We start from the raw sequence: 11293 nt of genomic DNA, 5'->3' as shown, positions 1-11293 counted from the left end.
TTTTTATTGTGTGATCAGAGCGAGAAATTATCCAAATCAGGGGTTGATTCAAAATCACCGAGTCGCTCTATTTCGGTGTCTTGGCGCATTTGCTCATGCCAACGCTCTTCATCCCAGATCTCAAATTTATTCATCAAACCGACCAACATGATTTTTTTGCCTAAATCTGCATGAGACCGTAACGACGGTGCCAATAGTATTCGGCCATTTTTATCTAGTTGGTACTCAGTTGCATTACCTAACAACATTCGTTGCATGCGTCGTGCACGTGGATTCATATTGGAAATTTTAGCTAATCGATCTTCGATATCTTGCCACTGTGCTAATGGATACAACCATAAGCAGGGCTCATTCAATGCCACAGTACAGATCACAGTCCCCTGATCTTCAGACAATAACGAGTCTCGGTATTTAGTAGGTACCGCAAATCGTCCTTTGTCATCCAAACTCAGTGAACTCGCACCGCGAAACATATAAAACCTATTCTAATAATTTATAATTAACCGATTTCGATTACTTTGATCCAATTTGATCCACTAAAAACCACTTTTTACCACAGTGCTCCAGTTTAGGGCTTGACAAGGAGTTTTGTCAAGTCAGCAAAATCCTATAATTGACTGTTAAAGCCAGAAAAAATAAGGGCTCGCGCAAAGCTACTGAATTACGTGGGAAAATGTGGAGAACAATAAAAAAATAAATTTGATCATCAAATTCAGTAAACTTTTCACCGCTGATGTAGACTGAATAATCGATGAATAATCGATGAATAATCGATGAATAATTACAAATATTTCCCTTCTTAATTCCTCATGCTTTAATTGTTTCGATTAAAGTTTATACAAATCAACATTATTCTCTCACTGAAGTTGTGAATGTCTGCATTTGTAATCACTTTGTAAAATTTACCATTACAGTGAAACTGTTACTCACTCATAATTTTGAATATTATGTATTTGTCTGAACGAAAATCGTAATACACTGATTTTAAATAATAATATAAAAATAATATGGCTGGTCTAAAGCTTGCTTATTCTAAAGCACGATTAATTTATTAAGGAATAATGATGACTACATCAGCAACTAACTCAACAACGGCAACCAATAGTAAAGCAACTGTAAACTCAGCAGTGCCTGAAGCACCATTAACAGAGAAAGCAACGTCAGCAGCTCATCAAGCTGTTGATACATTGTCTTCAAAAGCAGCTGCTGCAGAATTAAACATTCGCAAAGGCGCATCTACTTCAGCAGAAACTTTATCTGAAAAGCAAAAACTAGCGCAAGATAAGATCACTGAATACAGTGGTAAAACACGCAAGTTAGCGTCTGAAAACCCGTTAGCGACAGCAGGTATTGCATTTGCTGCTGGTATGTTAGTAACCGCGCTAATTCGTCGTAAGTAGCCGTTATGGACCAAGATACCGATACGGTAAATAAGCAGCATCGTGCCACTGATCCAGCCGCTAAAAGCGCTGATCAGTGGCAAGATCACCTTGTCAAACTTTCGCAGTATGGTGAGCAAATTTATCAGGACTATCGCCAACAAGCTGGTACGTGCAAAGAGCTAGCAAGTGCAGAATGGCGACTATCTACACGCTCATTAGCGTTGACCATTATTTTATTGGTTAGCTTTGCTGGAGGCTTAGTATTACTGTGGGCTGGTTTACTGGCAACAATCGGGCTCGCTATTTTTGCATTCAGTCAATCTATTTGGCTCAGCGCGGCTTGTTTAATTGTTTTACAGTTACTGTGTTTAGCATGGCTGTGGAAAAATATTGGCTACATTAGTGAAAAAATTGGATTTGACAAAACTGCCCGCAGTATCAAACAGCTGCTTAACGTTAATAAGTAATAAATTTCTTGGAGCTTGTTATGATAATTGATTACTTCATTCAAAAGCCAAACAATAAAGTTACCCATTTAAGTCAAAAAATGGATGCTCTCGATGGCTTAAAAAAGCAACATCAGCAAGCATTTAACTACCGACTAAAGCGATTTTTAGTAAGTAATGTAGGTATTGGAAGTGCATTTACAGCAGGTGCTGGGTATCAAGCCCTTAAATCTAGTGAGAAGCACAAAAGTACCGCAAGCAAAATAAGTAAACTAACGTGGCTACTGCGTTTACTATAATAAAGTACGCGCCATCAAAATACCTTATTGAATTTCAGTCAATGATATTACTTAATTATAAAATGGGTAATAACACATCAACTATACGATTATTTAAATTCAACAATAACTTATCATTATTTAAAGGGCTTTGATGCACCAAAATTAGTAACATTGTATTATGTAAAGTAACATCAATCATTCGTTTTAAATGAATATTCACTTAACCTTATATAATACGTGGTTATTTTTTACATTATTGGCTACAATTTTGAATTGAGTGCAAAGTTAGAAGAGTATCATCATTTTTTCGTCGTCATTAAAACATCGCCTTTACCGTTTGTTTATGTTGTTAAGCTTGCCTGGTATCGTCGTGATGCTGTTTAGCCTTTGGCATGCAAAGGAAACTGCACTACAGGAGAGTCGCTTTCAGGCATTAGCTATTGCTGAACAACTTGCCACCCAACAGACTGAGATACTTAACGAAATTGAAATATTCACAACACAATTAGCCAGCTTAAAAGATTTTAGCTCACCGCTTATATCCGAATGCCCGTATTACTTAACAAAAGTCCAAGCACTTAAGCCTGAAATTGCGAATATTGGTATTACTAACTTAAAAGGTGATCCACAATGTTTATTAAAAGGCGTTAAGGAAGAGATCAACATTGCTGATCGTGAATACTTTCAAAATGCGCTAGAATCTAAAAATTTTGCGATTGGTTTTTTTCAAAAAGATCGTAGCTTAGATACATTAACTGTAAACTTTGCTTACCCACTTTTAGATGATAAACAAACACCATATGGCGCTGTTGTTACAGTAATGACATTAGATTGGTGGAGCCAAAAACTCGCAAACTTCCATTTACCACCCAATGCAATTGCAGTCATCACGGATAGCCATGGCCGAATTATTGCCAATTATCCCAATGATCCTAGTTTATTTGGCGCAAATGTTAGTCATTATGGTTTTAGTATTGAGCAACCAGCAGTAAACAACATTGTTGATTTTAAAGGTGTAAACCATGTTTTACATAGTCAAGTAATGTACCAAGATGAAGTGAAAAACACCTTAAATGTGTATGTTGCGATCCCCTTTAACAATGCAATAAAAGAAGCCAATCATCTATTTTTAAATACTATTTTTGCTTTTATTTTCATGATTTTTATATTGTGCATATTTGCCCATATACGATTAAAGCAATCAGTATTAACACCCATTGCCCGCCTAACTACGGCGATTAAAGAACTGGCATCTGGACAATTACCAAAGCAATTTAGCCTAAACAGCCCTGAGCTAAACACGTTATACACACACTTTGAAGAAATGGCACAAACGCGCCTAAACGCAGAAGCTAATGTAAAACGCCAGCATGATGAACTAAGTAGCTTATTAAACGCTTTGCCCGACATTTATATTAGGGTAAACGTTCATGGTGAAGTACTTAATTTAGGTGGCCAAATATCACAGCTCAACACCTCAGTTTTTACTCGTTCTAAACTGCATTTACGCGATATTTTAGACGAAGAAAAAAGTAAGCAATTACTTAAAAATTTACCTGCAAAAAATGAAACCACCTATTTTGAGTTAACCGAAAATAATACCACTGCAGAGCATATTTTTGCGGTGCGTATTAGCGCAAAACAAAACAGCAATGAATACACTATAGTTTTACAAGATATTAGTGAACAAAAACAAGCTGCAAAAGCCTCTCACCTCGCCTCACTTGTTTATTCAAACAGCAGTGAAGGCATGGCGATCACTGATCCAAACGGCATGATTTTAGATGTAAATCCCGCTTTTTGTAAGGTAACCGAGTACAGAAAAGAAGAAGTGCTGGGCAAAACCACCGCAATCTTAAGCTCAGGAAAACACACAAAAGCGTTTTATTATGCAATGTGGCAGGAAATACAAGAAACAGGACGCTGGCAAGGTGAAGTAATTAATCGACGTAAACATGGCGAATTGTTCACCGAATGGCTTACTATCGATACCGTATACGATGAATATCACCAACCCCAGCGCCGTGTTGCTATTTTTACTGATCTTACCGAGAAAAAAGCTGCAGATGATTTAATTTGGCACCAAACTCACTTTGATCATTTAACCAACCTGCCAAATAGAATTGAGTTAAAAGAACGACTAAATTTACGCCTCAGTACACATTGCAATCCCGCAGAACCGCTAGTGTTAATGTTACTAGATCTCGATCACTTTAAAGATATAAATGATACTTTAGGCCATTACTATGGTGATGAGTTACTTAAGCTCATTGCTACTCGGCTACAATATGCGATAGCTGATCTTGACTTTATTGCCCGCATTGGTGGTGATGAGTTTGTTATGGTGCATACCAAATTAGTAAGCGATGCTCATATTAAAAAGGTCGCCAATGATGTGCTCAAAGCGATGTCAAAACCATTCCATTTAGAGAATGAAGAAGTGTATATAGCAGCCAGTATCGGTATTGCAATTGCTCCAACTGATGGTGACACTTCTGAACTGCTGTTAAAAGCAGCCGATCAAGCTATGTATCAAGCCAAGCAAAATGGCCGAAACTGCTTTGCGTTTTTTAACTTAAATTTACGTGAGCAAGCACAAGCTAGAATGAATTTACTAAAAAACATTCGCAGAGGCATTGAGAAGCAACAATTTGATCTTTATTATCAACCTATTGTTGATCTTGATTCTGGGACGATCCACAAAGCTGAAGCCTTGATCCGCTGGTTACACCCAAGACAAGGAATTATTAGCCCCGCACAATTTATACCTCTTGCTGAAGAGTCTCGCTATATTAATCCTCTGGGACAATTTGTTTTCACCAGAGCATTACAAACACTCAATATATTACGCGAAAAAATAGACCCTAATTTTCAGCTAAGTATTAACGTCTCACCCGTACAATTTAGCTGCCTTGATAGTGGTATTGATCAATGGCCTGCGCTACTTGAAGCAGCCAATTTACCACCTAGCGCCATTGTGGCAGAGATCACCGAAGGACTAATGATCACGCCAGAGCATTTAACCCAACAAAGGCTCAAATCGCTAGTGCGTTCAGGTATGGAGCTTGCTTTAGATGATTTTGGTACTGGTTACTCATCCCTTGCTTATTTACAGCAAATGGACGCCGATTACCTAAAAATAGACAAATGCTTTGTTGATAACATTCATGCTAATAACCAAGAGCTCGCGCTATGTAAGGCCATAATAACTATGGCGCACCAGTTTGGTTTAAAAGTGATCGCTGAAGGGATTGAAACAACCGAACAACGCCACCTATTAATGGAACTTGGCTGCGACTATGGCCAAGGATACTTATTTTCAAAACCATTACCTGAGCAAGAATTTATCGCCCTACTCAATAATTCAAAAACAAATGATTAGGGCGTGTTGACCTTTCGTGATTGATTTTGCAGCAGTATGTTTGGTATTTAGGCAAGGCAGAGCCTATGTCGTGTGGTTGTTCCCCATAAATAGGTGATAACGCAGTATAAATACCAAACATGCGCTGCCCAAAGGGTTCTTCCTAGGGGCGATTGACTCTTTGTTACTCGGTTTTTACTTAGCCCGCTAGGTTACAAACCTCGCGCCGCGATTAAATCGCCCCTAAGTTGAACAAATTTCAATCCTCAAAGGTCAACACGCCCTAATCAACCCTATTTTTCTTTTGTAAGGTGGTTAGTCTGTCAGCCACAAAAGCGCCCCGTTCACCCACATCTTTAGCGGGGCCAATAGTGCTATCAAACATTGTTTGCTGCTCTGCGCATGCATTGATAGCTGCACCAAAAATGATAATATAAGCACTGATGTACAACCACATTAGCATGATCACAACGCCACCCAGTGAACCATAAGTTTCGTTATACGAAGCAAATTTAGCAACATAAAACGAAAACCCCAACGAAGCCACTATCCACAACACCATCGCAATTAAAGAACCCGGTGTTACCCAGCGCCATTTAGCCGCTTTTCTATGGGGCGCATAACGATACAAGCATGCCAATGCAAAATTAAAAACAAGCGCCAATAATGGCCATGAGACTAATTGAATGACAATATCGACCTGTTGAGTTAACCCAACCAAATTAAGTGCTATAGGTAAAATACCGATAATGAGCAGCGCGATGACTGCAACCATAATCGCACCCACCGAAAATATAAACCGTACAATCAATGCTTGAAAAAACGCCCGTTTATTATGCTCATGGTAAGTAATATTACATGCCGTAATTAATGCTTGGCAGCCTTTACTGCTACTCCATATAGCAAGCAACAAAGTACCTATGGCGCTTATACTTAAAGTGGTATGCGACTTTTGACTCACTGCAGTCACTTGTTCAAGCACAATGTCACGACTACTAGGCGGTAACAATGTGATAAATTGGCTTAAATGTGCTGATATTTCAGCTGGTGATGAAAAGTAAGCATAAACAGATACCAACGCAGCAATCGCAGGAAAAATAGCCAACAACGCATAAAATGCGACCCCCGCAGCCACAAACGATAAATTATCTTGTGACAAACTAACATAAACTCGCTTAGTAATGTCCCACCAACCAAGTATAGGTATAGAGGTAGGCGTACGAGCTTGATGACCTCTTTTATTTTTCGCAGTATGCATTTTATACCTCATCACATTTTAAACTGTGGTTAAAGTTAATACGTTTAACCTGCAACAAACTTGCCATTAAATTATGGTCTATTATTTGCACTTACACATCAACAATCAGACCTGCCATTGCAAGGGATTTGTATCAATGAATAATTTTTTTATATTTATAAATCAGTTTGTTAAGTTAATAGAGAAGGACTCAACCAAGCTGAAAGTAGAGCAGCCTTGGCAGTTCACAGCCCAAGGGTTCAGCGAGCAAATAACGCACTTTTTACAGACTACGGCGCAAATGTTACCCGCACTCATATTGGGTATACTTGCGATCGTAAGCTGTTATTTTCTAGCAAAGCCCTTATCTTACTTATTACTTAAGCCTTTAGGGTACGTAAGTGAAAGCCGCTTGTTGCATGTAGTCACAAGACGGTTCATTAGTACTTTAATCATATTATTTGGCATTTATTTATTTTTAAGGCTCGCTGGTTTAACTCAATTTGCCGTCGCGGTAATGAGCGGAACAGGCCTTCTCGGTTTAATTTTAGGGTTTGCATTTAGGGATATCGCCGAAAACTTTATTTCAAGCATGTTACTAAGCGTACAACGCCCTTTTAAAATAGACGACGTCATTGAGGTAGACGGTCGCCTAGGTGTTGTAAAAAAAGTAACTGCGCGTGCAACAACCCTTGTTGATTTTGATGGTAACCATATACAAATACCTAACGCGAGCGTTTATAAAAATGTTATTAAAAACTTAACAGCAAACCCCAAAATGCGAGGTCATTTCTCAATAGGAATTGGCTACGATAATGATATTCGCACCGCACAAAGCCTTGCTATTAGCACAATATCAGAGCAAACCGCAGTGCTTAGCGATCCACCCCCTCAAGTATTAGTTGATAACTTAGGCTCAGCCACCATCAACTTTACCGTGTACTTTTGGGTCAATAGCGAACAACATAGTGTTGTAAAAGTAGCTTCACAACTCATGCGAGAATTAATCAATAACTTTACTCAACATCAAATAAGCATGCCTGACGATGCCAGAGAACGCGTACTGCTTAATAGCCAAGGTGAAGATATTTACCCCCCAGCAATAGCACCTAAAACAGCGGCAACAGAAACCACAAACGAGAACCCCCACATTAAAAAACGCGCAACAACACAGCATGAACACGGTATTGACGATGTAAGCAGTGATACTGATGATATTCGCGAACAAGCCGATGAATCTCGTGATCCCGAACAAGGTAATAATATTATTTAAATTTTAAAGGATTAAAAAATAGCGGTACTTCACTATAAAACAGCAAACACAAAAAAGCCCGCAGCGTTAACTGCGGGCTTTTTATTGAATGAGTGAGTCAGCCTATAAGCCGGGTTTTGTCCTTTCCGAAGAAAGTGATAATCATTCGTCTAGGCCATAAATCGCTCTATGGCTCAAGCAACCTACCCGGTTCTCACGTGGGCCACGCGTTCATTATTTAAAATGATAGAACCCTATTTGGTCTTGCTCCGGGTGGAGTTTACCTTGCAACCAACTATTACTAGTGGCCCGGTGCGCTCTTACCGCACCCTTTCACCCTTACCAATCCGAAGATTGGCGGTCTCCTCTCTGCTGCACTTGTCGTGGGCTCGCGCCCCCCAGCCGTTAGCTGGCACCCTGCCCTATGGAGCCCGGACTTTCCTCCCCCTGATCATTTTCGTCACAGGCAGCGATCATCTTGGCTGACTCGGCGCGCATTATACCTGAGCTAAGCAGTATGTGCAGTAAGATTTATTCTTTTTCGTCGATAATTGTTTTATATAAGGCGTTTTTCTTCATGCCGAAGTAATCAGCCACAATACCGCAGGCTTTTTTCATTGGCATTTCATTCTCAAGGAGCGCCAGCATTTTACGCGCCTCTGGTGGTACATCATCAACAAGCTTTGCTTTACCTGGCAACATGAGTACTATTTCACCGCGCTGCTTGGTTGGATCGTCAGTTAAAAATTGTTTAAGCTCGCTTACTGTGCCATTAAAAAAGGTTTCAAATGTTTTGGTTAGCTCTTTAGCAAATACAACCTGCTGATCGCTGCCAAGCGCAGCTTCTAAATCGTCAAGGCTGGCCATTATACGATGCGTGCTTTCGTACATGATGCTGGTGATGTTGGAATTAACCGCATCAATGAAAAAATCTTGTCGCGCTTTACTTTTAGCGGGTGTAAAGCCAATAAACTGAAAACGATCAGTTGGTAAGCCTGAACAACATACGGCCGTAATTGCAGCACACGCACCTGGAATTGGCGTGACATGCGCACCTTGCTCTCGGCATAAGTTAACCACGGCATAACCTGGATCACTAATCAGCGGTGTGCCGGCATCCGATACCAACGCAATATTTAAACCTTGATTTAGTTGATCAATAATTTGTTGCGCTTTTTGCTTTTCGTTATGGTCATGCAAAGCAAACGTTTTTGCTTTAATCCCAAAATGACTGAGCAACTTGCCGGTGTGGCGAGTGTCTTCAGCAGCGATTAAGTCAACTTGCGATAATGTCGCGATTGCGCGCTGACTTAAATCGTCAAAATTGCCGATTGGGGTGGCTACAATGTAAAGAGTGCCGATTTTCTGTGAATTCTCCTCATTTAACATTGAGGTCTCCTGCGTCAGTCAGTAATATAAGCAAATCGCGTTAACGTATTGGGAAATCATTGTGCGACTTAAACTTGTTAGTCTATTAATCATATTGTCAGGGTTATCGGCCTGTAGTACAACCGAAAAACCGACTAAAACCACTGAAAACCTCAGTTCAGCTAATAGCACCACACAAATTCAAGCGACTGATGCACAATCTATGTACCAAATTGCTTTGAATCGCCAAGGTGCTGATAAAATTCAGCTACTCTACAGTGCTCGTGACGCAGCAATAACTGAACAAAGCTGGCCACTGTTGGAACAAGTGTGTATCGAACTTGAACGTACTCCGAGTGTTGATCAGGTACAAAACAAGCTTTACATCGCATTTGCACAAAAGCAGCAAAACAAGAACACTTTGGCGCTTGAAATCCTCGCCAGTTTAGATTCACAACTAACGCAGCCCGAACACTTTGCATGGCACCAGTATCTAACAGCCAGTATTTACGCATCACAAAATTTACCTAAAGACGCGATGCCTTACTTTTTTAGGGCGTCAGAGACTGCAAGTAAAAATAACTTAACCATACCGCAGTTAAACAAAGGATTATGGGAAAACTTAAAACAGCTTTCATCTTACGCGCTTGAACGCTTTAACCGCGGCTCTGTTGTTCAACAAGGTTGGGTTAATTTAGCTTTATATCATTTAGTGTATTTAGGCGCGCCTGTTGAATTGGATCAGGCAATTAATAATTGGCAGCGACGCTATCCAACTCACCCTGCGATAGATGTATTGCCTAAGAAAGCGGCCGCACTTATAGCTATTGCCCCCTTAGATATTGAACGTTTAGTAGTGCTAATTCCTCAGTCAGGTGCAAATGAACGATTAGGTGATGCATTAAAAGCAGGTATTTTAGGTGCGCTAGATAGCTCACTGATTCAAGAGACCATTTTTATTGATGAAATGCTTAGTCCCTCAGAAATAACAGCTAAGCTTAGCGAGATTAAACCAAACTTTGTGATTGGCCCATTACTCAAAGGTAACATTGATAAACTTGTGGCTAATCAAGCTCTGCAAAGCTATCCAACTTTACATTTAAATTCATTTGATGGCGAACGCACATCAACTCAGCATTATTTCTTTGCACTTAATCCTGAGCATGAAGTTCAGCAAGCGCTGGAACACTTTTTAGCAATGGGTTACCAAAAACCGATGTTGCTTGCGCCAAATAACGGTGCTGGTCAACGGTTAGTTGAGTACTTTAATGTTCAGTGGCAACGCTATAGTGAAACAAAACCAGAAGTCGGTTTATACGATGATAAAAAGGACATGCCTACAACGATAACCAGCTTACTCGAAGTGGATAAATCGAAGGAGCGAATCAGCACAGTAAAATCATTATTTAAACAAGAAGTTGAAAGCGAAACTCGATCTCGTCGTGATATTGATGTTATTTATATCCTAGGTGATGCTATGGAAACCCGTTTGCTCAAACCTTATTTAGATGTAAATGTAAGTACCTTTGCTGAACGGATCCCACTTTACGCAAGTTCAAAAAGTCATAGTAAACAAATTGATAAAACTGATAAAGGTGACCTAGATGGTTTGTACTTTACTGAGTTACCGTGGATGCTAAGTGACCAGATATCAAAGCAAGCCTTACGTCAGCAATATAATACTTTATGGCCTGATCAAGCTGATATAAGCCAACGATTATTTGCGATGGCCTATGACTCCGTAGCAATGCTTAGTGATATTACGCAGTTGAGTATGATCCCTGGTAAGCAGTTCGGTGGTTTAACAGGCCAATTAAGCATTACTAGCGATGGCCAAATTAACCGTCATTTGAATTGGGCTCAATACAAAAACAAGCAAATTAGCGCCGTGCAGCTTAAAACACATGCACCGATCCCATTATTTATGCAAACAGCAAGTGACCAAATGGGGAGTGAGTAGCTATAA

At 39.8% G+C, this 11293-nt stretch carries 9 protein-coding genes and 1 other RNA gene; 6 read left to right on the top strand and 4 right to left on the bottom strand.

The window, feature by feature from the left end; translation table 11 throughout:
• Positions 1–14 precede the first annotated feature (14 nt).
• Entirely contained in the window at positions 15–473 is a 459-nt protein-coding gene (gene mraZ, locus HH219_RS16410) for a division/cell wall cluster transcriptional repressor MraZ (RefSeq protein ID WP_054206645.1), read from the bottom strand.
• Positions 474–1061: 588 nt separating this feature from the next.
• On the opposite strand from mraZ, the gene HH219_RS16405 reads away from it, so the two are divergent.
• The 4 genes from HH219_RS16405 (at position 1062) to HH219_RS16390 (ending at position 5491) form a co-directional block, all read left to right on the top strand.
• Complete coding sequence (locus HH219_RS16405; protein ID WP_054206646.1) at positions 1062–1400, top strand: hypothetical protein; 339 nt, start codon at positions 1062–1064, stop codon at positions 1398–1400.
• Between the two features lie 5 nt (positions 1401–1405).
• Positions 1406–1849: a phage holin family protein gene (locus tag HH219_RS16400; protein WP_169328080.1), complete on the top strand. Its 444-nt coding sequence runs from the start codon at positions 1406–1408 to the stop codon at positions 1847–1849.
• 20 nt (positions 1850–1869) lie between these two features.
• Complete coding sequence (locus tag HH219_RS16395; RefSeq protein WP_169328079.1) at positions 1870–2127, top strand: hypothetical protein; 258 nt, start codon at positions 1870–1872, stop codon at positions 2125–2127.
• A 325-nt stretch (positions 2128–2452) separates the two neighbouring features.
• Positions 2453–5491 carry an EAL domain-containing protein gene (locus tag HH219_RS16390; RefSeq protein ID WP_211842166.1) on the top strand — a complete coding sequence of 1013 codons (3039 nt, stop codon included), beginning with the start codon at positions 2453–2455 and terminating at the stop codon, positions 5489–5491.
• A 262-nt stretch (positions 5492–5753) separates the two neighbouring features.
• Here HH219_RS16390 and HH219_RS16385 read toward each other — a convergent pair whose 3' ends face one another.
• On the bottom strand, positions 5754–6728 hold the full coding sequence (locus HH219_RS16385; protein WP_054206650.1) for a YihY/virulence factor BrkB family protein: 975 nt from the start codon (positions 6726–6728) through the stop codon (positions 5754–5756).
• A 136-nt stretch (positions 6729–6864) separates the two neighbouring features.
• Here HH219_RS16385 and HH219_RS16380 point away from each other — a divergent pair, with 136 nt between their 5' ends.
• On the top strand, positions 6865–7980 hold the full coding sequence (locus HH219_RS16380; RefSeq protein ID WP_169328078.1) for a mechanosensitive ion channel domain-containing protein: 1116 nt from the start codon (positions 6865–6867) through the stop codon (positions 7978–7980).
• 89 nt (positions 7981–8069) lie between these two features.
• Here HH219_RS16380 and rnpB read toward each other — a convergent pair.
• An RNA gene (rnpB, locus tag HH219_RS16375) (RNase P RNA component class A) lies at positions 8070–8449 on the bottom strand.
• 41 nt (positions 8450–8490) lie between these two features.
• On the bottom strand, positions 8491–9348 hold the full coding sequence (gene rsmI, locus HH219_RS16370) for a 16S rRNA (cytidine(1402)-2'-O)-methyltransferase (RefSeq protein WP_054204386.1): 858 nt from the start codon (positions 9346–9348) through the stop codon (positions 8491–8493).
• Between the two features lie 61 nt (positions 9349–9409).
• Here rsmI and HH219_RS16365 point away from each other — a divergent pair, with 61 nt between their 5' ends.
• Positions 9410–11287 carry a penicillin-binding protein activator gene (locus HH219_RS16365; RefSeq protein WP_169328077.1) on the top strand — a complete coding sequence of 626 codons (1878 nt, stop codon included), beginning with the start codon at positions 9410–9412 and terminating at the stop codon, positions 11285–11287.
• Positions 11288–11293 lie beyond the last annotated feature (6 nt).

It is taken from the genome of Pseudoalteromonas sp. NEC-BIFX-2020_015, from assembly GCF_012952265.1.
Classification (GTDB): Bacteria; Pseudomonadota; Gammaproteobacteria; order Enterobacterales; family Alteromonadaceae; genus Pseudoalteromonas; species Pseudoalteromonas neustonica.
This window is presented reverse-complemented; position numbering and strand designations above follow the sequence as displayed.

Coding starts and splice junctions, on each gene's coding strand:
- mraZ (WP_054206645.1), bottom strand. CDS start 473: ATGTTTCGCGGTGCGAGTTCACTGAGTTTGGATGACAAAGGACGATTT.
- HH219_RS16405 (WP_054206646.1), top strand. CDS start 1,062: ATGATGACTACATCAGCAACTAACTCAACAACGGCAACCAATAGTAAA.
- HH219_RS16400 (WP_169328080.1), top strand. CDS start 1,406: ATGGACCAAGATACCGATACGGTAAATAAGCAGCATCGTGCCACTGAT.
- HH219_RS16395 (WP_169328079.1), top strand. CDS start 1,870: ATGATAATTGATTACTTCATTCAAAAGCCAAACAATAAAGTTACCCAT.
- HH219_RS16390 (WP_211842166.1), top strand. CDS start 2,453: ATGTTGTTAAGCTTGCCTGGTATCGTCGTGATGCTGTTTAGCCTTTGG.
- HH219_RS16385 (WP_054206650.1), bottom strand. CDS start 6,728: ATGCATACTGCGAAAAATAAAAGAGGTCATCAAGCTCGTACGCCTACC.
- HH219_RS16380 (WP_169328078.1), top strand. CDS start 6,865: ATGAATAATTTTTTTATATTTATAAATCAGTTTGTTAAGTTAATAGAG.
- rsmI (WP_054204386.1), bottom strand. CDS start 9,348: ATGTTAAATGAGGAGAATTCACAGAAAATCGGCACTCTTTACATTGTA.